Source organism: Nonomuraea sp. NPDC051298 (assembly GCF_055586305.1).
Genome location: NZ_JBVJIM010000004.1, coordinates 407,212 through 428,348, shown reverse-complemented (window position 1 = coordinate 428,348; position 21,137 = coordinate 407,212). Strand labels below are relative to the sequence as shown.

Here is a 21,137-nt window from a genome sequence, read left to right as displayed (position 1 = left end):
GACGCCGTCGCTGTCGGGGGCAGCGGAATCATCAACCTGCCGGTCTCCCGCAGGGGATTGTAAAGGCATTGGACTGTGCCCAGAACGGAATTCCCGGGCGTCCTCGACGCCCAGGGCGTCAGGGGGCCCGCGCCGGTGCCGGGATGCGTAGGCTTGGGGTGGCGTGGAAGGGGCGTGGGTGCACCGGATCCTGTGGCTGGTCGTGGCGGTGGCCTTCGTGGTGGGCCTGGTCATCCCCGACGACCCCGAGTTATCAGAGTGCCCGTCGCGCGACACCAGGGTCCTGGCCCCGTACGCGGTGAGCGGCTACTGGGTCATCCCGCGCGCCGACCGGTGCGTGACCCAGCGCATGGTCGAGGCCGTCCACGCGATCGGCGGTGACACGCTGATCACGTTTGGACCGCGGTTCGACACGCGGGCCGAGCCGGAGTTCGCCGACTGCCTGGTCGACGGGCGGCCGTGCGCCGAGTTACCCGGCAAGCGGGTCCGGCAGGTCTACACGTACGTGACCAGCGAGGAGTTCGGACAGGGCATGTTGCGCTGCCCGGGGATCGACCGGCGGGTGGTGAGCGGGGAGCGCGTCTTCTACCGGCTGTCGCTGGCCGCCGGCTGCGCCGACCCCGTGCACGACCTCGTGCTCGTCTCCACCGACGGCGACGGGCTGGGCAACCTGATGCGCGAGGCGAGCGCGTACGGGATGACGGTCTTCCCTGGGCTGCCCGCCGCGCCGCAGCGGGAGGGCAAGCCGTGGGAGCCCGACCACGCGCACACCGCCGCGCTCAACGCGTTCACCGCGCGGGTGCTGGCCGACTACCGCGAACGGTTCAGGACGCTGGCGGCCTTCCGTGGCGTGTACCAGTCGTTCGAGCTGGCCGTACGGGCCAGGTCCGACCAGGATCCGATCGTCCAGTTGTACGCGGCCCAGCACGCCGTGGTCGCCGCCCAACTGCCCGGGACGAAGATCGTCGTCAGCCCCTACATCGACGGTCGCCGGGGGCGCGGCTACCCGCCGTCGGAGATGGAGGAGGGGCTCGCGGACATCGCGGGCACCCGGGCCGGGCTGCCCATGGCCATCGCCGTCCAGGACGGGCGCGGCACGGGCAAGGTCCCGGTGCACGGGGCGCACGAGGCCGACGCCAAGGTGGCCGCCCGGCTGGTGCCGGTCGTGGGGGACATGAGCAACGCGCAGGCGTACTACGGGTCCACGAGCGACTACGTCGAGGCGGCGGCCCGCGGGGTGCCCGACGGGGTGGAGCTGTGGGTGAACGCGGAGGGCTTCGAACCCACCCCCGCCGCCGGCGAGTGCGGCCGGGTCGAACCGCTGCCGCTGCGCGGGCGTACCACCAAGAGCCGCCTCGACCAGCAGGTCATGGCGGCGGGGCGGCACGCCGCGAAGATCATCTCCTACGGGTGGGAGCCCTTCTTCATCTGCCAGGCCCGCTACGACACGCCCTCGCTGGCCGATGACATCGCGGCCGGGTGGCAGCAGCCGATCATCGTCGCGGTTTCCAGGAAGGAGCTGAACGGCCGGCCCGGTGTCCTCGTCGAGGGCTACAACCTGCACGGGGGCACACTGCGGTTCGCACCCCTCGGGGGCGCGGAGGCAGTCGTGCCGCAGGAATGGTACGGACGCGACCGGCTGGAGTCGGCGTGGGCTCCCTACGTACCCTCGGGCGCGTGGACCGGCGTCAGCGCGACGAACGGCACCGGCCACTCCAGCACCACCCCGTACGCCTTCCGCTGACGCCCGTTCGGCGCCGAGCCCGGTCTCTCGCCACCTCGGCCGCCGTGATCTGCTGCCCGAACCGGCACGTTCCCATCGACATTTCCGGATTAGCCCTCGAAAAGGGTGCGGCCCCAGTAGTCTCCGGCGTCCCGTACGCCGGGTGGGCAGGCGAACAACCCGCTGGAGACGTGTTTGATGTACTCGTTGAGCGGGTCCTCGCGCGCCAGGCTCATCTGCACCGGTACGAACTGCCTGCGCGGGTCCCGCTGGTAGGCGATGAAGAACAGCCCCGCGTCCAGGCGGCCGAGCCCGTCGGAGCCGTCCACGAAGTTGTAGCCGCGGCGCAGCAGGTGGGCGTTGCCGTGGGAGGTCGGGTGCGCGAGGCGGACGTGGGCGTCGGCCCTGATGTACGGCTCCCCGTCCGGCCCCGTGGCCGCGAAGTCCAGTGGGTCGAACTCGGCCTTCCCGCCCAGCGGCGCCCCCACGCCCTTGTCCCGGCCGAAGATCTGCTCCTGCTCGGCCAGCGACGCACGGTCCCAGGTCTCGATCGTCATGCGGATCTTCCTGGTGACCAGGTAGCTGCCGCCGGTCATCCACGGGCTGCCGTCCCCGGCACCGGCCCAGAGCTGCTCGCGCAGCAGGTCGGAGTCTTCGAGCTTGAGGTTGTTGGTGCCGTCCTTGAAGCCCATGAGGTTGCGCGGGGTGGCCTGCGCGCGGGAGGTGGAGGACGTACGGCCGAAGCCGAGCTGCGACCACCGTACGGAGACCTTGCCGAAGCCGATCCTGGCCAGGTTGCGGATGGCGTGCACGGCGACCTGGGGATCGTGGGCGCACGCCTGCACGCAGAGGTCGCCTCCGGAGATTTCCGGAATGAGCTGCTCTCCCGGAAATTTCGGTAGGTCGGCCATCGCGGCCGGGCGCCTGCCCGACAGCCCGAACCGTCCGTCGAACAACGACGTCCCGAACCCGACCGTCAGCGTCAGGCCCGAGGCCGGCAGCCCGAGCGCCTCGCCCGTGTCGTCGGGCGCGGCCTCGGGAGCGCCGCCCACCGCCCCGAACGAGCCCGCCTCCCTGCCCTGCGTCAGCCGCGCCGCCGCGGCCGTCCACTCCTGGAGCAGCTCCACCAGCTCGGCTCGCTCGCCCGTGGTGACGTCGAAGGCCACGAAGTGCAGCCGGTCCTGGGCGGGGGTGACGATGCCGGCCTGGTGCTCGCCGTAGAAGGGGTACGGGGCGGAGGCGGTGTGGGCTCCCTGCGGCCCGTCCGCCGCCGCGCCGGCCCCCTGCGGTTTGCTCGCCGGCGCCGTCACCGCCCCGGGCGGCTCGTTCATCAGGGGCCGGGCCGCCACCGCCCCCGCGCCCAGCACGGCGGCCCCCGCCGCGCCGAGGCCCAGCAGCTTCCTCCTGCTCACCCGCCCGGAGGGCGGCGATTCCTGCTCGGTCGCCATCGCGCCCGCCTCCCCGCTACTTCGCCACGATCGGGGCGATCTCGCTGATCGGCTCGGCCAGCGCGTTGATCGCGTCGGACAACGTCTTCAACTCGGCCTTGGACAGTTCGTCGTGCAGCCGCCAGCCGTCGCCCTTCCGGTGCGCCTCGAGCGCCGACTCGGCCGCCGCGAACTTCTCGTCCAGCGTCTTGACCAGGTCGGGAGAGCGTTCCTCCAGCACCGGCCTGAGCGCCTGGACCGCGGCCTTGGACCCCTGCAGGTTGGCGTCGAAGTCCCACAGGTCGGTGTGCGACCAGATGTCCTCCTCGCCGGTGATCTTCCCGGTGGCCACCTCGTCGAGCAGTTCCTTGGCGCCGTTGGCCAGGTTCAGCGGGGTCAGCTCGGTGGCGTTGGCCTTGGCCACGATGGTCCTGACATCGGCGATCAGCTTGTCGGCGACGGGGCCGGTCTTGCCGAGGTCCCGGTGGATCCACAGGTCCTTCTCGATCCGGTGGAAGCCGGTCCATTCTTCGCCCTCGGCCAGGTCGGCCTCGCGCCCGTCGATGGCCGGGTCGAGGTCGCCGAAGATCTCCGCGACCGGCTCGATGCGCTCCCAGTACGTACGCGACACCGGGTAGAGCCGCTTGCCCTCGTCGAGGTCGCCCGCCTTGACCGCGTCCACGAACTCCTGGGTCTTGACCAGCAGCGTGTCGGTCTGCGACTTGACGTAGCGCGCGTAGCTGCGGGTGGCCTCGGCGAGCCGGGCGTCGGCGTTGAGCGGCTTGTGCTCGCCGGTCACCTTCAGCGCGTTGCGGATGCCCTTGCCGGTCATGCCGGGCTTGCACGCGGTCTCGTACGCGCCGGCGGGCAGTTCGGCGATCAGCTCCCTGGTCAGGCCGGGCACGATGTTCTCGACCTCGGCCATGACCCGGTCGCCCGGCGCGTACACGTAGAACTCGGTGACCTTGGAGCCGCCGTTCGTGATGGCGAAGGTGGTGGTGCCCGCGGCGACCTGGGTGACGGCGACCTTGCACTCGGTGTCGGTCGCGGCCACCGCGACCTTGCCGGGCGCGGCGGAGCCGGAGGTGGCCGGGGCGGTGCCCGGCCCGCAGGCGGCCAGCGCCGCCAGCGTCGTCAGGACGACCGGCACGCCGGTGGACAGGCGGAAAGCGGTGCGCATGATGGCTCCCGGTTCAGGCCGCGGAGGACGCGGGCGACACGGCGGGCTTGGTCCGCCGCGGGCGCAGGAAGAGGAGGAGTACGGGGACGAGGTAGGCGGCCCAGGCTGCCATCTCGGCGACGCTGGGCTGCGGGGTGAGGTTGAGCAGCCCGGCCAGCAGGGTGCCGTACCAGGACTCGGGGGGTACGACGGCGCTGAGGTCGAACGCGAGGGTGTTGAGGCCGGGCAGCACGCCGGCCTCCTGGAAGTCGTGGACGGCGTACTTGAGTATCCCCGCGGCCACGAGGATCAGCAGCACCCCGGTCCAGGTGAAGAACCGCGTCAGGTTGATCCGCACGGCGCTGCGGTAGATTCCCCAGCCGATCAGCACGGCCGTGAGCAGCCCCAGGCAGATGCCGATGAGCGGCTGCGCCGTGGCGACTGCGCCCTGCACGGAGGCGAAGAACAGCAGCGCCGTCTCCAGCCCCTCGCGGGCCACGGCCAGGAACGCCATCACGACCACCGCGGCCGAGCCCAGCTCCAGGGCCTCGGAGAGCCTGCCGCGCAGGTCGTTGGAGAGCGCGCGGGCGGCCCGGCGCATCCAGAAGATCATCCAGGTGACGAACACGACCGCGAGCAGCGAGGTGATCGCCTCGAACAGCTCCTGCCCGGTGAAGTCGAGCCGGGCCGCGGTGAACGTCAACAGGGCCCCGAACCCGACCGACAGCGCGACCGCCGCGCCGACCCCGGTCCAGACGTGGGGCAGCTTGTCCCGGCGTTCACTCTTGACGAGAAAGGCGATGAGGACCGAGACGACGAGCGTCGCCTCGAGTCCCTCGCGAAGTCCGATGAGATAGCTGGCGAACATCGCCGCTCACCACCCGCTTGCTGAGGAAAGGCTTACCTAAATTAGGACAGGCGAAGCATACCTACGCAAGCATCGCGGCGACAGGTCACCCCTTCGTCGCGCCGGCGGTGAGGCCACCGACCAGGTGACGTTCCGCGACGGCGTAGAACCCGAGCGCGGGCACCATGGCCAGGACGAGGTAGGCCAGGATGCGGGCGGTGTCGGAGGCGTACTGGCCCTGGAACTGCTGGATGCCCAGCGGCAGCGTCCAGCTCGCCTCCTCGCTGAACACCACCAGGGGCAGCATGAAGTTGTTCCAGCTCCCCACGACGGCCAGCACGGAGACGGTCGCGATGGCGGGCCTGGCCATCGGCAGCAGGATCCGCCAGAAGAACCCGAACGGCGTGCACCCGTCGATCGTGGCCGCCTCCTCGATCTCGCCCGGGATGCCGCGGAAGAAGCCGCGCAGGATGATGATCGTCAGCGGCAGGCCGAAGGCGGCCTGGGTGAGGATGACGCCGAGCGGGTTGTCCAGCAGGCCGAGCGTGCGCAGCAGCACGAAGATGGGCAGGATCGCCACCGCGAACGGGAACATCAGCCCCGCCGTGAACAACGTGAAGTACAGCTCCCTGCCGCGGAAGGCGAACCTGGCGAAGACGAACGCCGCCAGCGCCGACAGCGCCACCGTCACCACGGTCGTGATCACCGCGATGAACGTGCTGTTCCACACCTGCCGCCAGAACGAGCCGGAGCCCAGCACGTCCGTGTAGTTCGCGATCACCCACGTCTCGGGCGGTCCGAACGGGTTGGCGGACAGCTCGCTGTTCTCCTTGAAGCCGCCGAGCAGCGCGTAGAGCACCGGCATGATCATGAAGACGCCCACGACCAGCGCGATCGCGTGCAGTGGCAGCGTCGTGCGCCGCCGCCTCTTCCCGTGGTTCATCACCGGCCCCCTTGGGAGGTCATCGCGCCCTCCAGGTCGCGGCGCAGCACGAACCGCTGGTAGACGAGGGCGAAGACGAGGCTGAGCGCGAACATCACCACACTGATCGCGCTGGCGTAGCCGACCTGGGAACGCTTGAAGCCCCAGTCCATCATGGTGACGGCCATCGTCTCCGAGGAGTGCGAGGGGCCGCCGCCGGTGAGGATCCAGACCAGGTCGAACAACTGGATGGTGTAGATGACCGACAGGAAGACGCTGATCCTGATCGTGGGGCCGAGCAGCGGCAGCGTCACGTACCTGAACGTCTTCCAGGCCGTGGCCCCGTCGATCTGGGCGGCCTCGACCAGCTCGTCCGGGATGCTCTGCCGTCCGGCCAGATAGATCATCATGTGGAAGCCGAAGTACTTCCAGGTCATGACCAGGAAGAGCGACGGCATCACGGTGCCGGGGTCGGCCAGCCACTCCGACTCCAGCCCGAACACCGACAGGACCTGGTTCGCCATGCCCGAGTCTGGCGCGAGGATCAGCGAGAACAGCACGCCCGTGATGACCTCGCTGAGCACGTACGGCGCGAAGAACACCACCCGGTAGAGCGCCCGCCCGCGCAGGCGCTGGTTCAGCAGCATGGCGATGGCCAGCGAGAACGGCAACTGCACGCCGACCGACAGCACGACCAGGAGCAGCAGGTGCCACAGGTCCCTGGCGAAGATCTCGCTGGTGAACAGCCGGGTGAAGTTGTCCAGGCCGATGAAGTGGGTCGGCAGGCCGCCGAAGCCGTTCCACCTGAAGACGCTGGAGTACAGGGCCACCAGCATGGGGGCCACGACCAGCAGCAGGAACAGCGCCAGCGCGGGCGACAGGAACAGCGCGATGCTCACCCAGCGGCCCCGCCGCCTGCCGGCAGGGGCGGGGGCCGGAAGCCTGACCGCCTCCGGCCCTCTCGTGAGTGTCGTCATCCTTCGCTCTTGGCCACTTCTGTGATGTCCGCGCCGACCTCTTCCGGCGTCTTCGTCCCGGCGATCAGCTCGGCCACGCTGTCGTTGACCTGCTGGCCGACGGCCGGCGGATACGCCTGGTCCAGGTAGAGCTGGTAGCCGGCGGCACCGGCCAGCAGCGTCGCCACCTGCTTGAGGTTGGGGTCCTTGACCGCGCTCTCCTCGCCCTTGAGCACCGGCAGCACGCCGCCGGACCCGACGGCCTCGGAGTGGTTGCCCATCTCGGTCATGAACTTGACGAAGTCCACGGCCTCCTTCGGCGCGTCCGCGCCCACGGTGAGCCCGCCGCCGCCCCCGAACGCGTCACCGGCCTGGCCCTTGCCGCCCTCGACGGCCGGGAACGGGAAGAAGCCGAGGTCCTCGCCGAGCCCCTTGCCCGAGGAGGTCTGCACGCTGGGGGCCCACTGCCCCATCAGCTCCATGGCCGCCTTGCCGTTGCTCACGGTGGCGGACTGGCCGTCGGGGGTGGAGTAGGCCGCGCCCAGGAAGCCCTTCTGGAACGGCTGCAGGTCGGCCAGCGCCTTCACCTGCTGCCCGGCGGCGACGAAGTCGGGCTTGGTGAAGTCGTGGTCGACGGCGGCCTGCTTGAGCGCGTCCAGACCGGCGATGCGCATGGCGAGGTAGGCCCAGTAGTAGTGGCCCGGCCACTTCTCCTTGCCGGCCAGCGCGATCGGGGTGACGCCCGCGGCCTTGAGCTTCTTGACGTCGTCGAGGAACGCCGACCAGGTCGCCGGAGGCTGCGTGATGCCCGCCTGCTCGAAAAGTTTCTTGTTGTACCAGAAACCCACGAGGCCGATGTCGGTCGGCAGCCCGTACGTCTTTCCGTCCACCTGGTACGCGCTCAGCGCCGCGGGCGTGAACGTCGGCAGCACGGCGGAGACGTCGCCGGAGATGTCCTTGACCAGCCCCGCGTCGATCTGCTGCTGGAGCACGCCCCCGCCCCACGACGCGAAGACGTCGGGCGCCTTGCCGGACTGCGTGAGGGTGGTGAGCTTGGCCTTGTACGCCTCGTTCTCCAGGACCGTCGCCTCGATCGTCACGTGCGGGTACTTGGCCTCGAACTGCTCGGCCCGCCGCGCCCAGAGCGACTTGAGCGGCTCGGCCGTGGAAAGGTGCCACCACTCCAGCGTGACCTTCGCGGGAGAGCCGCCCGCGCCCTGCTGAGGAGCCGGCTCCCCGCCGCTGCCGCCGCACCCCGCGAGGAGCAGGACGGCCGCGGCCGACACCAGACTGCGTTTCATAGGGGCTCCTTCCTCAGCCTGTCGGCCTCGGCATGTGAGTCGAAAATTTCGTTTGCACTCCGATAATTTCGATGCCGTGATCGTAGGAAACGCCCTATCAAGCGTCAACACCTCGGTCCCGGGCGATCCCAAACCGAAACTTTCGGATACACTGCCGATTTGTGTCAGCGAAGAGGCGGGTCACGATCGCACTGATCGCGGAGGAGGCCGGGGTCTCCATCCCGACGGTCTCGAAGGTCATCAACGGGCGCCCTGAAGTGGCTCCGGCGACCCGCCACCGCGTGGAACGCCTGCTGCAGGAGCACGGCTACCAGCGCCGCATCAGCCAGGACGACACCCCCGCCGGGCTGGTCGACCTGGTGTTCGCCGAGATCGAGTCGCCCTGGGCCATGGAGATCGTCCGCGGCGCGGAGGGCGCGGCCCACGAGGCAGGGGCCAGCGTCGTCATCTCGGTCCTGCACACGCACGCGGGCCCCGGCCGCGACTGGCTGGAACGCCTGGCCGCCAGGAGGACCGACGGCGTGGTGATCGTCGCCTCCCGCCTCTCGACCGGCATCCAGGCCCAGCTCAGCGCGCGCTCGCTGCCGTTCGCCGTGGTGGATCCGGAGGGCGAGCCCGCTCCCGGGGTCGTCTCGGTGGGCGCCACCAACTGGAACGGCGGCCTCGCCGCGACCCGCCACCTCCTGGAGCTCGGACACCGCCGCATCGGCATGATCAGCGGCCCGGCCGACATGCTGTGCAGCCAGGCCCGCATCGACGGCTATCGCGCGGCCCTGGAGACCGCCGGCCTCCCGGTGGCGCCCGACCTGATCAGGCGCGGCACGTTCCTCGTCGACTCGGGCCGCGACGAGGGGCACGCCCTGCTCTCCCTCGCCGACCCGCCCACGGCCATCTTCGCGGGCAGCGACCTCATGGCGTTCGGCGTCTTCGAGGCGGCCAGGCGGCGGGGCCTGCGCGTGCCCGAGGACCTGAGCGTGGTGGGCTTCGACGACCTGCCCCTGGCGAAGTCGGCCTGGCCCCCGCTCACGACCGTACGCCAGCCGCTCCAGGAGATGGCCGCCCTTGCCACGCGGACCGTGCTGGCCATGGGGCGCGGGGAGGCGCCGGAGACGAAGCGGGTGGAGCTGGCCACGGAGCTGATCGTCCGGGAGAGCACGGCCCCGTACGAGTCGTAGGGCCGAGCGGGTGGCGCGCCGGTGGATCCGCGGGCGCCGAGGTCAGCCCGTGCCCCAGCCTCCCTGGCCGCCGTCGGGGGAAGCGGCTTCGGCTCGTGGACGACCTCGTCGACGAAACCGTACGCGCGGGCCTCTTCCGCGCCGAACGAACGCCCCGCGTCCAGGTCGTTCAGGACCAGCTCGTCCGGTGTGCTGGGCCGTGATCCGGGCCACCCGGTTGCGCACCGAGCGCGGCCCTCGGTCGTGCACGTGTCCGGCTGTGCTGATCGGTGTGCCCGGCCGGGCTCGCTCGATCGTATGTTTGAATTCGAGTATGGACTATCAGCGGTACCTGGAGCTTCTCGACCGCGACTGCGCCCGGCTGCGTGAGACCGCCCTGCGCGACCTCGGCGCGGCGGTGCCGTCGTGTCCCGGGTGGACGGCGGCTCATGTGCTGCTGCACGTCGGCGAGGTGTTCCTGCACAAGGCCGAGGCGATGCGCGGCGGCGCCTGGCCGCACCCGTGGCCGCCCGAGCCCGAGCCGGCCCACCCCGCGGGCTTCTTCGACCGCGGCCTGTCGGAGCTGCGCGCGCAGCTCACCTCCCGACGGCCCGAGGAGCCCGCCATCACCTGGTACGACCCCGACAGGACGGTCGCCTTCTGGGGCCGCCGGATGGCGCAGGAGGCGGTCATCCACCGGGTGGACGCCGAGCTGGCGGCGGGCGAGCCCATCGCGCCGATCCCCGACGACCTGGCGCTCGACGGCATCGACGAGGTCCTCGTGACCTTCCTCGCCTACACCTCCAGGAGGTGGCCGGAGGAGCTGGGCGAGAGCCTTGAGGGCGCCGACGGGCGTACGGTCTCGGTCGGCGCGGGCGGACGCCGCTGGCTGGTGCGCCTGGCCCCGTCGGGGATCGAGGCCGCCGAGATCGGGGCGGTCGCGGTCGGGGAGGGCAAGGCCGGGGAGGGCGACGTGGAGAGGGCGTCGGTCTTCGGGCGGCCCCACGACGTGCTGCTGTGGCTGTGGGGGCGGGGTGACGGCGGGGCGGTGAGCCTCTCCGGCGACCCTGCCCTCGTGGAGCGTCTGCGCGCACTGCTGAAGGGCGCCACGCAGTAGCGCGGTCGGGCGGCAGGCGGCAGCGGCGATCTCGCCCAGGGTGGTGTCGGGGTGTCGCACAGGCGCGGGTCGGTAAGGTCGGGTGGCGTGACGACGGAGTTGGAGTGCCTTGCCGAGCGGCTGCGCGAGTTCGCCCGGGTCAGGGAGTGGGAGGGGTTCCACACGCCGAAGAACCTCGCGATGGCGCTGGCGGGTGAGGTCGGGGAGCTGGTGGCGGAGTTCCAGTGGCTCACGGCGGAGGAGTCGGCGAACCCCGGCCCCGAGGCGCTCGCCAGGATGCGTACCGAGCTGGGCGACGTGACCCTCTACCTGGTGCGACTGGCCGACGTCCTCGGCGTGGACCTGGTGGCGGCGGCGCGGGCCAAGCTGGCGGACAACGACCGCCGCTACGACGCCGACCTCTACCGGGGGTCCGCGCGGAAGGCGCCGCCCACCTGATCGGGCCCGCGCGAAAGCCGGCGCTCGCGCCGATGGGGCCTGAGCGCAAGCCGCTTCTCGCGGTCCCATAAGCGCGCATAGGGTGACCAGCATGAAATTCGGGGTGCTGGGCCCGCTGGCAGTGTGGACGGACGCCGGAGAGGCGGTCACCGTCCCCGGTCTCAAGGTCCGGGCCCTGCTGGTGGACCTGCTCGTCCACGAGGGGCATCCGGTGTCCGTGGACCGGCTGGTCGACGACCTGTGGGGCGCCGAGCCCCCGGCCAACCCGGCGGGCGCGCTGCAGGTACGGGTCTCGCAGCTCCGCAAGGCGTTCGAGGACGCCGAGGCCGGAGGCAAGAACCTGGTCGTGTCCCGTGCCCCCGGCTACCTGCTGCGCGCTGACGACGGCGCCGTGGACGCCGTACGCTTCGCCGAGTTGCTGGCGCGGGCCGAGACCACGGAAAGCCCCAGGACCAGGGCGGGGCTGCTGGCCGACGCGCTGGCGCTGTGGCGGGGGCCGGCGTACGCGGACTTCGCCGACGAGGAGTACACGAGGTCGGCCGTCCACCGCCTGGAGGAGCAGCGGCTGTCGGCGCTGGAGCAGCACGCGCAGGCGCGGCTGGAGCTGGGCGAGCACGGGCTGCTCGTCGGCGAGCTGGGTGACCTGGTGCGCCGCCACCCGCTCAGGGAACGCCTGCGCGCCGTCCACATGCGCGCCCTCTACCGGGCAGGGCGGCAGAGCGAGGCGCTGGCGGGCTACGCCGAGCTGCGCGAGCGGCTGGCCGACGAACTGGGCCTCGACCCGGGGCCCGAACTCGTCGCGCTGCACCAGGCGATCCTCGGCCAGGACCCGGCGCTGAGCCTGCCCGCCGACCGTCCCGCGACGAACCTGCCCGCCTCCGTCAGCAAGCTCGTCGGCCGGGAGGAGGCCCTGGCCGAGGTGTGCGGTCTGGTGGCGGACGAGCGGCTGGTCACGCTCACCGGCAGTGGCGGGGTCGGGAAGACCCGGCTGGCGTTGGAGGCGGCGAACCGGCTGGTCGACAGCTTCGCGGGCGGGGCCTGGCTGGTCGCGCTGGACCAGGGGTCACGCTCACCGGCGGAGGCCGTCATGGCGGCCCTGGACATCAGGGAGGACGCGGGCTCCCTGGCCGCCGCGCTCAGGCCCAGGCGGACCCTGCTGGTGCTGGACAACTGCGAGCACGTCGTCGCGCAGGTCGCCGAGCTGGCCGAGTCGCTCCTGCGGGCCTGCCCCGACCTGCGCATCCTGGCCACGAGCCGGGAGCCGCTGGCCGTGGAGGGCGAGGTGCTGTGGAGCGTGCCGCCGCTCGACGTGCCCGCGAGCGCCGACCTGGCCGTCATGGCGCGCTCCAACGCCGTACGGCTGTTCGTCTCCAGAGCCGCCGCCTCCGCCAGGGGGTTCGTGCTGGACGCGGGGAACGCGTCGGCGATCGCGCAACTGTGCCGGCGCCTCGACGGGATCCCGCTGGCGCTGGAGCTGGCCGCGACCCGGGTGCGCGCGCTCGGCGTGCAGGGCGTGGTGGACCGGCTGGACGACAGGTTCCGGCTGCTGGCCTCCGGGCAGCGGGGCGCGCCGGCTCGCCAGCAGACGCTCACCGCCGTGATCGCCTGGAGCTGGGATCTGCTGTCCGAGGACGAGCGCGTCGTCCTGCGCCGCCTGGCCGTGCACGCCGACGGCTGCACGCTGGAGGCCGCCGAGGCCGTCTGCGCGGCCGGTGACGACCACCCGCTCGACGTGCTGGATCTGCTGGCCCGCCTGGTGGACCGCTCCCTGGTGGTGGTCGTGGACGGCCCCGCCGGGGTGCGCTACCGGCTGCTGGAGTCGGTGGCCGCGTACTGCCTGGCCAGGATGTCCGACGCCGGCGAACTCGACCGGGTACGCCTCGCGCACCTCAACCACTACCTGGAGCTGGCCGTCCGCGCGGAGCCCGAGCTGTACGGGCACGACCAGCGCGACTGGTTGCTGCGCCTGGACGCCGAGGCCGCCAACATGCGGGCCGCGCTCGACACCGCGGTGGCGCTGCGGGACGCCGGCCGCGCGGCGCGGCTGGTGAACGCGCTGGCCTGGTACTGGTTCCTGCGCGGCAGGCTGGCCGAGGGCAGGCGGGCGCTGACGACCGCGCTCTCGCTCTCCCCAACGCCGACCGCCGGGGCGGAGGCCGGCGACGACGTGCGGCTCCTGACCAGGACGGCGGGCTGGGAGGTCGGGTTCGCCCTCGTGCAGGGCGAGCAGGCCGACTGGCGGCCCGTGCTGGAGGCGATTCAGGACCCGGGGGAGCGGGCCAGGGCCGAGCTGTTCGCCGGGCTGCACGTCGAGGACATGACGTCCGGACAGGAGCTGATGGAACGGGCGCTGGCCACGTTCAGGGAACTCGGTGACCGGTGGGGCGTCGCCACCGCCCTGACCAGACAGGCGGCCGACGCCTTCACCCTGCGCGACGTCGAGGCGCTCGAACGGATCGCGGGCGAGAGCGCCCGGCTGTTCACCGAGTTGGGGGACCGGTGGGGCCTGCTGCGGGCCACGGAGTGGCTGGCGTCGGGTGCGGAGATGACGAACGACACCGAACGGGCCGCCAAGCTGTTCGGCGACGGGCTGCGCATGGCCGAGGATCTCGGGCTGTGGTCCGAGGTCTCCACGCACATCGCCTGGCTGGGCTGGGTCGCCCTGCAGAGCGGCGACCACGACCAGGCCATCGAGCTGTGCGGGCGGGCACTCAAGCTGGCCGGCGACCAGGGCTACATGAAGGGCTCGACCATGGCCGAGCTGGGCCTGGCCTACGCCGCGCGCCGCTCGGGACGGCTGGAGCTGGCCGAGACGCACCTGCGTAACCTGCTCGAACCGCTGTCGCGCGACCCCGAGGCGGAGCCGTCCATGCATCTGGCGGACACGCTCATCGAGCTGGGTCACCTCCACGAAGTGCGCGGCGACCTGTCCGCGGCCATGGAGTCGCACGTCGAGGCGCTGGCCGTGGTGGGGAAGATCGGCGACCCCTGGACGAAGGTGGGCGCCGTGGAGGGCGCCGCCGGCGCCATGGGCCCGACCGAGCTGGCCGCCACGCTGCTCGGGCTGGCGGACGCGGCCAGGCACCACCACCGGCTCCCGGTGAGGCCGTCGGAGCTGGCCTACATCGAGCGGGCCACGGTGCGCGTGCGCGACGCGCTCGGGGAGGAGGCGTTCGCGGCGGCGTACGCGAAGGGGGCGACGTACAAGCTCGACGACGCCCTTGACCTGCTGTAAGCGTGCCCGCGCCGCATCGCGCCGCGGTTCTCTCAGCGGGCGGTGTGGGCCGACCCGACGTACGCGGCCAGGCGGTCGAAGAACTCGCTCCAGCCCGCCCTGGCCTGCTCGGCATGCTCCTGGTCGGTGTTGACGCCGTACTGGTGGAAGCGCATCTCGGTCCCGCCGGCCGCCTCCGTCAGCACGATCGTCACGACGGACGCAGGCCCGTCACCGGGCGAGTCGGGGTCGCCGGTCGTGAACACCAGCCGCTGCGGCGCCACCACCTCCCGGTACGTCCCGTCCAGCGTCATCTCGAACCCCTCCTCGCCCATCAGCGTGGCCCGCCAGACGCCGCCCGGCCGGGTGTCCAGGGTGATCCGGCCCAGCGGCGCGGTCAGCGACACGGGCCCGAACCAGCGGGAGAACCGCTCGGGCTCGGTCCAGGCGGCCCACACCAGCTCGCGGGGGGCGTCGAAGCGGCGGACGATCTCGTACTCGGCGGTCTGGGGCATGGTCGCTGTCCTCCGTGCTGGGTGCCTGCGAGATCTCCACCGTGCCCGCGGGTGCTTACGATCCCCTTCTCGCGACCTTTAGGCGCGTGGCACGCTGGAGCACATGAGGATCATTCGCGCCACAAAGGTGCTCACCGGGCGTTCCGGACAGGTGATCGCGGACGGCGAGGTCCTCATCGACGGCCAGAAGATCGTCTCCGTGGGGCCGCGCGGCAGCGCAGGGGAGGCGGCGGAGGCTGCGGAGGTCATCGAGCTGCCCGGTCACACCGTGCTGCCCGGATTGGTCGACGCGCACGTGCACCTGGGGTTCGACGCCAAGGTGGACCCGGTGACCAGGCGCAGCCCCGAGAGCGACCACTACCTGCTGCTGCGGATGGCCGAGAACGCCCGCAAGCTCGTCGCGGCCGGTGTCACCACCGCCCGCGACCTCGGCGCGCGCGGGTTCCTCGACCTCGACCTGCGCGACGCCATCGAGGAGGGCCTGGCCGTCGGCCCGCACCTCGTGGCCGCCACCCGCCCGATCACCATCACCGGCGGCCACTGCTGGTACATGGGCGGCGAGGCCGACGACGAGCCCGCCATCCGCCGCGTGGCCAGGGAGAACCTGCGCGCCGGAGCCGACTGTCTCAAGGTGATGGCCTCCGGCGGCCAGATGACGCCGGGCGCCCCGCCGAGCTGGACGTCGCAGTACGGCACCGAGCAGCTCCGCGTGGTCGTCGAGGAGGCCGCCTCGCGCGGCAAGGGCGTCGCGGCCCACGCCCACGCGCACGAGGCCATCCGCAGCTCCGTCGAGGCCGGCGTCACCACGATCGAGCACTGCACGTTCTTCACCCGGTCCGGCCACCGCTACGACCCCGAGCTGATCGACGTGGTGGCGGCCAGCGGCACGTACGTCTGCCCCACCGTGCACGGCGCGTTCCACCGGATCCGCGAGGTGCACGGTGAGGCGATGCTCGACGCCTGGCTGGGCGGGGTGTCCGCGATGCGGGAGGCGGGGGTGCGCCAGATCGCGGGCACCGACGCCGGGTTCGCGATCGGGGGCATCGGCAACCCCACCGACGGGTACGTCGGGGGCCTGGAGGTGTTCGCGATGGCCGGCTACCGGAACGCGGAGATCATCGAGCTGGCCACCGTGCTGGCCGCGGACGCCTGCGGGGTGGGGGAGGTGGCCGGCAGCCTCGACGCGGGCAAGCGGGCCGACCTCATCGCGGTCGCGGGCGACCCCCTCGAACGCCTCTCCGACCTGCGCAACCTCGCGCTCGTGCTGGTGTCGGGCCGCTCCGTCGGGCAGGCGGGCGTCGACACGGTGAACACGTCCCTTGGCTGACCCGCCACGCCCGACCCGCCATGGCTGAGACACCACGAAGGAGACCCGATGCTGCCCTGGTCCGCCGAACTGGCCGGTCGCCTCGACCACCACGTCGTCGACAGCGCCCTGCTGCGCGGCAACCCGCTGGGCGACCCGCACGAACGGCCGCTCGTGGTGTACGTTCCGCCGGGCTACGACGACGCGCCCGAACGCCGCTACCCCTCGATCTACGTGCTGCTCGGCTACACCGGGCACGTCGCCATGTGGTTCAACCGGATGCCGTTCAGGCAGCCGTACCCGGAGCTGACCGACGCGCTGTTCGCCGGAGGGGACGTGCCGCCCGCCATCGTCGTGTACGTGGACGCCTGGACCTCACTCGGCGGCAGCCAGTACCTCGACTCGCCCGGCACCGGCCGCTACCACTCGTACCTGCGCGACGAGATCGTCCCGTACGTGGACGCCCGCTACCGTACGCTGCCCGGCCGCGACCACCGGGCCATCACCGGCAAGTCCAGCGGCGGCTACGGCGCCATGGTGACCGCCATGCTGGCGCCCGACGTGTTCGGCGCGCTGGCCACGCATGCCGGTGACGCGCTGTTCGAGGTCAGCGCGCGGCGCTCGTTCCCGGAGCTGGCGCGCAGGCTGCGCGACATGTACGACGGCTCGTACGACAGGTTCCTCGCCGACTTCCGCGGCCGGCTGGCCGGCACCAAGGAGGGCGACCTGGAACTGCTGGAGATGTACGCCTACGCGGCCGCCTACTCCGCCGACGACGACGGCACCGTGCGCCTGCCGTTCGACGACACGGGAGCCGTGGTGCCGGAGGTGTGGGGGCGGTGGCAGGCGTGCGACCCGGTCGTGATGGCGGGCGAGCCGCGCCACGCCGAGGCCCTGCGTTCGATGCGGGCGATCTGGGTGGACGCCGGCAACCGCGACGAGTACTTCCTCGACTTCGGGGCCGTCGCCTTCCGCCGGGCCCTGGAGGCGGCGGGCGTACCCGACGAGCGGGTCTTCTTCGAGCTGTTCGACGCCGGTCACGGCGGCATCGAATACCGCTACCCGCTCGCCCTGGCCTGGCTGAGCCGACGCCTCGCGGAATGAGCGCGATGACCGCCCCGCGTGCCGCTAGGCTGCCGGAATGGAACTGAAAGACCAGGTACGCGAGTTGCGCCGGCAGGGCAGGTCTCCCAAGGAGATCGCCCGCGCGCTCAAGGTGTCGCCGTCGGTCGTGGCGCCGTTGGTGCGCGCCATCGCGGGCGAGGCCGCCGACGCCGCGCAGGCCGCCGGGCCGGGCGAGGCCGAGGTGGCCGGATGCTGGATCAACGTCGGCTGGAGCGAGGGGCTCGGCATCGACCCGGCGCGTGGCTGGGCTGACGAGGCGCCCGGTTCGGGCGTGGGCGGCATGGTGTGCGTGCTCGTCGCGCGCCGCCACTCCTGGGACCGGCTGACGGTCTGCGGCTACCTGGCCGACGTCTACTGCATCGGCGTCAAGGCCGTCATCGGCCCCGACGTGCTCAACGACCGTGAGCTGGCCCGCTTCCGCGAATACTTCTTCGGCGAGTACCCGGGCTGGCAGGACGCGCCGATCGAGCTGGCCAGGCACCTGGTGTTCGGGTCGGTCGACCACGGGCGCACGCTCGGCTTCGAGCCGCACGACCTCTTCGCGCTCGGGGCCGACGTGCTCGGCAAGTGGGAGGAAGAGTCGGCCGTCACGTTCGGCCGCGACGGCAAGCCCTTCTACGTGCCTGGGCCCGACGACGACCCGGCCAGGGTGCTGCGTACGCTGCGGCGCACGCTCTCCGACGACGAGTTCGGCTACGTCACCGCAGACCGGTGACGCGCAGCGTGAGATTGAGGCGGCCGGAGGCCAGCCCGGTGGCGGGGTCGCCGGTGCCCGGATAGACCTTCGGCACCCCGTGATAGGCGAAGCGCGACGGCCCGCCGAACACGAACAGGTCGCCCGAGGCGAGCCGCACGTCCGTGTACGGCCGTCCGCGCGTCTCGGCGTTGCCGAACCTGAACAGGCAGTCGTCGCCGACGCTCAGCGACACCACCGGGGCGTCCGACCGTTCGTCCTTGTCCTGGTGTGCCCATCCTGGCCTTGTCGTCGTAGAAGTTGATCAGGGCGGTGTCGGGCTCGTAGGGGTCGGCGCCGTTCCCGTCCTGGCCGTAGGCGGCGGTCAGGGCGCGGCGGCCCAGCTCGGCCAGCCAGCCGGGGAACTCGGCGACCCGGCGGCCGTTCACGTCGTGGGCGATCCTGGTGTACCGGTACGGCTGCCAGTGCCAGCCCAGGCACACCGTCCGCACCGACATGACGCCGCCTCCCGGCAGTACGGTGTGCCGGATCGGCACGGGGCCCTTCGCCCATTCGCGGCACGCCTGGACGAGGCGGCGCTGCTCGTCCAACGTGAGCCACCCGGGCACATGGATCGCGCCGGGGGCGATCTCCCTCGGCGGCAGTGGAATCATGATGCTTCCCGATCAATCACGTTGCGGCGGACTACCCGGATTCGGGGCCGTTCGGCGGGACCCTTCACCCGCTCGTCCGGTCTCACTCGGCGTCTCACTTGGGGTCTCACTTGGCGTCGTGGAAGACCAGGCCGAGCGTGTGCCGCAGCCCGGAGCGTACCGTGCTCACCCCGTGCCGCACCGGCGCGGCCGACCAGCCCCGGGACGACCGCACCGGCCGGTCCCTGGTCGTGAAGACGAGCCCGTGCCCTGCGGCAACAGGGTCACCGTGCCCCGCGACTGGGCCCGGGGCCGCTGCTCCACCAGCAGGAACTCGCCGCCGCGATAGTCCTCGCCCGGCCGGTCGAGGCCGATCACGACCTGGAGCGGGAAGACCAGGTCGCCGTACAGGTCGCGGTGCAGGGCGTTCCAGTCGTTCTCCCGATAGCGCAGCAGGATCGGCGTCGGCCTGGTCTGCCCGGCCCGGTGGCACATGTCCAGCCACTCGCCGAAGTCGTCCGGCCAGGGCGCGGGCTGCCCCAGACGGGTCGCCCAGTCCCGCGCGATCGGCAGCAGCCGTGGGTAGAACGCCGCCCGCAGCCGTTCGACCAGCGGTGGGAGCGGGTTTCGGAAATACCGGTACTGCCCGGCACCGAACCGGTAGCGCCCCATGTCGATGGTGGCCCGGAAGAGGCCGCTCTCGTCGTACAGGCCGGAGATCTCACGGCACTCCTCCGGGGTGAGCACCTGCGGCGTCAGCGCACACCCGTACGCGTCGACCTCCCGCACCAACTCCCCCCAGCCGAACTCCAACGACGACGCTCCGCCCCCGACCTCCAGCGACGACGCTCCGCCCCCGGTTTCCGACGGCGGCGGCGTCGCCCGGCCGGGGATCGCCGTTTCGAGAGCGGTCTGCTGCCCGGCCGTCATGGCGTGCTCCAGAGCCGAGGCTGGAGGACGCCTTCGAGCGTGAGCAGCTCACGCTTGCGTTCCAGGCCGCCCGCGTACCCGGTCAGCCCGCCGTCGGCGCCGACGACGCGGTGGCAGGGCACGACGACGGGCAGCGGGTTCGCGCCGACGGCCGCGCCGACCGCGCGGATCCGGTCGGCGGGCGCGCCGATCCGCGCGGCGAGCGCGCCGTAGCTGATCGTGCGTCCGTACGGCACCTTCGCCACCTCCTCCCACACCCGCTCCTGGAAGGCGGTGCCGCGCGTGACGAACGGCAGCTCGAACGAGGTGCGCTCACCCGCGAAATACTCCAGGAACTGCCGCTCCACCTCGGCGAACGCGCGCGGCGCCGGCCGCCACCCCACCCGCCCCGAGGTCACGTCGAACGACACGCGCGTCAGCGCCGTGCCGTCCCCGGCGAGCAGCAGCTCACCCAGCGGACTTTCGATCGTGGTGTAGACATCCATACTCCCTACAACACCGCCGCCCCCTCGAAAGTCAGCGGTTTTCGGACATCGCACCACCCTCCCCACACCTCCTTGGACGACCAAGAACGAACGGCATACGCTCACCGCAATTTCCGCCAGAAGCGACCAGCCAGAAGCGACCAGCCAGGAAGCGACCAGCCAGGAAGTGACCAGCCAGGAGCGTTCAGCCAGGAGTGAGAGCATGGCCGATTCCCGCGAGCACACCTTCACCGGCACCAAAGGTCTCAACACCGTTCGCGAATGGCCTCATGAACGGCCGCGCTACCTCGCCGTCCTGGTCCACGGCTACGGTGAGCACATCGGCCGCTACGAGCACGTGGCCGACCGGCTCGTCCGCCACGGCGCCGCCGTCTACGGCGTCGACCACATGGGCCACGGCAGGTCGGAGGGCGACAGGGTGCTCATCGATGACTTCGAGGACGTGGTCACCGACGTGCACTCCGCCGAGGAGCGCGCGAGGGCCGAGCATCCCGGCGCGCCGATCGTACTGATCGGCCACTCGATGGGCGGCATGATCGCGGCCCGCCACGCTCAACGGTACGGCCCGGGACTGACCGCCCTCGTCCTGTCCGGGCTGGTGATCGGGAAGTGGGATCGTACCCGCGCTGCCGGCCTACCCTGAGCCGCCCGACACGCCCATCGACCCGGCCACGCTCTCCCGTGACCTCTCGGTGGGGGCCGCGTACGTGGACGATCCGCTGGTGTGGCACGGGCCGTTCAAGCGCGCGACCCTGGAGGCGTTCGCGACGACGCTGGACACGATCACCAGGACCGGATCGCTCGGCACCCTGCCCACGCTGTGGGTGCACGGCGCAGACGACGAGTTGGTGCCGCTGTCCGGCACCCGCATCGGCATCGAGGCCATCTGGGAAACACCCTGACCGAAACACATCTACCCGGGCGCCAGGCACGAGGTCTTCAACGAGACCAACAAGGACAAGGTCCTGGACGACGTCACATCCTTCATAGACCACACCCTCCAAGGCATCGCGTCCGACCTTTCGACCAGAGGGAGCCATCACTGAACGAGCAGCCCGTACCCTGAGCCTCACCGGACGGGAAGTCGGACGTGACCTGAGCCTCACCGGACGGGAAGTCGGACGTGACCTGAGCCTCACCGGACGGGAAGTCGGACGTGACCTGAGCCTCACCGGACGGGAAGTCGGACGTG

16 protein-coding genes and 3 pseudogenes are annotated in these 21,137 nt (G+C 71.7%); 9 read left to right on the top strand and 10 right to left on the bottom strand.

All coding sequences use genetic code 11. From position 1 onward, the window contains the following. The first annotated feature begins 178 nt into the window (after positions 1-178). The gene (locus tag ACZ6S0_RS15560; protein WP_465917057.1) at positions 179-1,744 is read left to right on the top strand and encodes a DUF4434 domain-containing protein; all 1,566 of its coding nucleotides are present in this window, start codon (positions 179-181) and stop codon (positions 1,742-1,744) included. Between the two features lie 89 nt (positions 1,745-1,833). On the opposite strand, the gene efeB is transcribed toward ACZ6S0_RS15560, so the two are convergent. The 6 genes from efeB to ACZ6S0_RS15530 all read right to left on the bottom strand — a co-directional run bounded on the left by efeB (position 1,834) and on the right by ACZ6S0_RS15530 (position 8,335). Further along, positions 1,834-3,171 (bottom strand): iron uptake transporter deferrochelatase/peroxidase subunit, encoded by a 1,338-nt coding sequence (gene efeB, locus ACZ6S0_RS15555; RefSeq protein ID WP_465917053.1) that lies wholly within the window; start codon positions 3,169-3,171, stop codon positions 1,834-1,836. Positions 3,172-3,187: 16 nt separating this feature from the next. After that, a complete protein-coding gene (efeO, locus tag ACZ6S0_RS15550) occupies positions 3,188-4,330 on the bottom strand; it encodes an iron uptake system protein EfeO (RefSeq protein ID WP_465917049.1) in 1,143 nt (380 codons plus the stop codon). Between the two features lie 13 nt (positions 4,331-4,343). After that, the gene (gene efeU, locus ACZ6S0_RS15545) at positions 4,344-5,177 is read right to left on the bottom strand and encodes an iron uptake transporter permease EfeU (RefSeq protein ID WP_465917046.1); all 834 of its coding nucleotides are present in this window, start codon (positions 5,175-5,177) and stop codon (positions 4,344-4,346) included. An 85-nt stretch (positions 5,178-5,262) separates the two neighbouring features. After that, positions 5,263-6,099: a carbohydrate ABC transporter permease gene (locus tag ACZ6S0_RS15540; protein ID WP_465917042.1), complete on the bottom strand. Its 837-nt coding sequence runs from the start codon at positions 6,097-6,099 to the stop codon at positions 5,263-5,265. Then, positions 6,099-7,055, bottom strand: a complete 957-nt coding sequence (locus ACZ6S0_RS15535; protein ID WP_465917038.1) for a carbohydrate ABC transporter permease — start codon at positions 7,053-7,055, stop codon at positions 6,099-6,101. Before ACZ6S0_RS15535 ends, ACZ6S0_RS15540 begins: the two co-directional genes overlap by 1 nt. Then, a complete protein-coding gene (locus ACZ6S0_RS15530) occupies positions 7,052-8,335 on the bottom strand; it encodes an extracellular solute-binding protein (RefSeq protein ID WP_465917034.1) in 1,284 nt (427 codons plus the stop codon). The genes ACZ6S0_RS15535 and ACZ6S0_RS15530 overlap by 4 nt, the downstream gene beginning before the upstream one ends. A 161-nt stretch (positions 8,336-8,496) precedes the next feature. Between ACZ6S0_RS15530 and ACZ6S0_RS15525 the strand changes: the two genes are divergently transcribed. From ACZ6S0_RS15525 to ACZ6S0_RS15510, 4 genes are all read left to right on the top strand, one after another. Next, on the top strand, positions 8,497-9,510 hold the full coding sequence (locus ACZ6S0_RS15525) for a LacI family DNA-binding transcriptional regulator (protein WP_465917031.1): 1,014 nt from the start codon (positions 8,497-8,499) through the stop codon (positions 9,508-9,510). Positions 9,511-9,823: 313 nt separating this feature from the next. Further along, positions 9,824-10,606, top strand: a complete 783-nt coding sequence (locus ACZ6S0_RS15520; protein WP_465917028.1) for a maleylpyruvate isomerase N-terminal domain-containing protein — start codon at positions 9,824-9,826, stop codon at positions 10,604-10,606. 87 nt (positions 10,607-10,693) lie between these two features. Then, a complete protein-coding gene (locus ACZ6S0_RS15515; RefSeq protein ID WP_465917024.1) occupies positions 10,694-11,044 on the top strand; it encodes a nucleotide pyrophosphohydrolase in 351 nt (116 codons plus the stop codon). Between the two features lie 91 nt (positions 11,045-11,135). Continuing rightward, entirely contained in the window at positions 11,136-14,279 is a 3,144-nt protein-coding gene (locus ACZ6S0_RS15510; RefSeq protein ID WP_465917020.1) for an AfsR/SARP family transcriptional regulator, read from the top strand. 32 nt (positions 14,280-14,311) lie between these two features. Here ACZ6S0_RS15510 and ACZ6S0_RS15505 read toward each other — a convergent pair whose 3' ends face one another. Next, positions 14,312-14,773 carry an SRPBCC family protein gene (locus ACZ6S0_RS15505; protein WP_465917015.1) on the bottom strand — a complete coding sequence of 154 codons (462 nt, stop codon included), beginning with the start codon at positions 14,771-14,773 and terminating at the stop codon, positions 14,312-14,314. Positions 14,774-14,876: 103 nt separating this feature from the next. Here ACZ6S0_RS15505 and ACZ6S0_RS15500 point away from each other — a divergent pair, with 103 nt between their 5' ends. From ACZ6S0_RS15500 to ACZ6S0_RS15490, 3 genes are read left to right on the top strand one after another with little or no spacing between them, the layout of a single operon-like run. Beyond that, positions 14,877-16,100, top strand: a complete 1,224-nt coding sequence (locus tag ACZ6S0_RS15500; RefSeq protein WP_465917011.1) for an amidohydrolase family protein — start codon at positions 14,877-14,879, stop codon at positions 16,098-16,100. Positions 16,101-16,148: 48 nt separating this feature from the next. Then, complete coding sequence (locus ACZ6S0_RS15495; RefSeq protein ID WP_465917006.1) at positions 16,149-17,183, top strand: alpha/beta hydrolase; 1,035 nt, start codon at positions 16,149-16,151, stop codon at positions 17,181-17,183. 37 nt (positions 17,184-17,220) lie between these two features. After that, positions 17,221-17,919 (top strand): helix-turn-helix domain-containing protein, encoded by a 699-nt coding sequence (locus ACZ6S0_RS15490; RefSeq protein WP_465917002.1) that lies wholly within the window; start codon positions 17,221-17,223, stop codon positions 17,917-17,919. Here ACZ6S0_RS15490 and ACZ6S0_RS15485 read toward each other — a convergent pair. The 3 genes and pseudogenes from ACZ6S0_RS15485 to ACZ6S0_RS15475 form a co-directional block, all read right to left on the bottom strand. Beyond that, positions 17,903-18,551: pseudogene (locus ACZ6S0_RS15485) on the bottom strand (alpha-ketoglutarate-dependent dioxygenase AlkB family protein). The gene ACZ6S0_RS15490 and the pseudogene ACZ6S0_RS15485 sit on opposite strands and share 17 nt — an antisense overlap. A gap of 106 nt (positions 18,552-18,657) precedes the next feature. Then, a pseudogene (locus ACZ6S0_RS15480) lies at positions 18,658-19,202 on the bottom strand (2OG-Fe(II) oxygenase). A gap of 254 nt (positions 19,203-19,456) precedes the next feature. Next, positions 19,457-19,945: a methylated-DNA--[protein]-cysteine S-methyltransferase gene (locus ACZ6S0_RS15475; protein WP_465917000.1), complete on the bottom strand. Its 489-nt coding sequence runs from the start codon at positions 19,943-19,945 to the stop codon at positions 19,457-19,459. A gap of 202 nt (positions 19,946-20,147) precedes the next feature. On the opposite strand from ACZ6S0_RS15475, the pseudogene ACZ6S0_RS15470 reads away from it, so the two are divergent. Beyond that, positions 20,148-20,991: pseudogene (locus ACZ6S0_RS15470) on the top strand (alpha/beta hydrolase). Positions 20,992-21,137 lie beyond the last annotated feature (146 nt).

Coding starts and splice junctions, on each gene's coding strand:
- efeU (WP_465917046.1), bottom strand. CDS start 5,177: ATGTTCGCCAGCTATCTCATCGGACTTCGCGAGGGACTCGAGGCGACG.
- ACZ6S0_RS15540 (WP_465917042.1), bottom strand. CDS start 6,099: ATGAACCACGGGAAGAGGCGGCGGCGCACGACGCTGCCACTGCACGCG.
- efeO (WP_465917049.1), bottom strand. CDS start 4,330: ATGCGCACCGCTTTCCGCCTGTCCACCGGCGTGCCGGTCGTCCTGACG.
- ACZ6S0_RS15495 (WP_465917006.1), top strand. CDS start 16,149: ATGCTGCCCTGGTCCGCCGAACTGGCCGGTCGCCTCGACCACCACGTC.
- ACZ6S0_RS15530 (WP_465917034.1), bottom strand. CDS start 8,335: ATGAAACGCAGTCTGGTGTCGGCCGCGGCCGTCCTGCTCCTCGCGGGG.
- ACZ6S0_RS15535 (WP_465917038.1), bottom strand. CDS start 7,055: ATGACGACACTCACGAGAGGGCCGGAGGCGGTCAGGCTTCCGGCCCCC.
- ACZ6S0_RS15500 (WP_465917011.1), top strand. CDS start 14,877: ATGAGGATCATTCGCGCCACAAAGGTGCTCACCGGGCGTTCCGGACAG.
- ACZ6S0_RS15510 (WP_465917020.1), top strand. CDS start 11,136: ATGAAATTCGGGGTGCTGGGCCCGCTGGCAGTGTGGACGGACGCCGGA.
- ACZ6S0_RS15475 (WP_465917000.1), bottom strand. CDS start 19,945: ATGGATGTCTACACCACGATCGAAAGTCCGCTGGGTGAGCTGCTGCTC.
- ACZ6S0_RS15490 (WP_465917002.1), top strand. CDS start 17,221: ATGGAACTGAAAGACCAGGTACGCGAGTTGCGCCGGCAGGGCAGGTCT.
- ACZ6S0_RS15520 (WP_465917028.1), top strand. CDS start 9,824: ATGGACTATCAGCGGTACCTGGAGCTTCTCGACCGCGACTGCGCCCGG.
- efeB (WP_465917053.1), bottom strand. CDS start 3,171: ATGGCGACCGAGCAGGAATCGCCGCCCTCCGGGCGGGTGAGCAGGAGG.
- ACZ6S0_RS15505 (WP_465917015.1), bottom strand. CDS start 14,773: ATGCCCCAGACCGCCGAGTACGAGATCGTCCGCCGCTTCGACGCCCCC.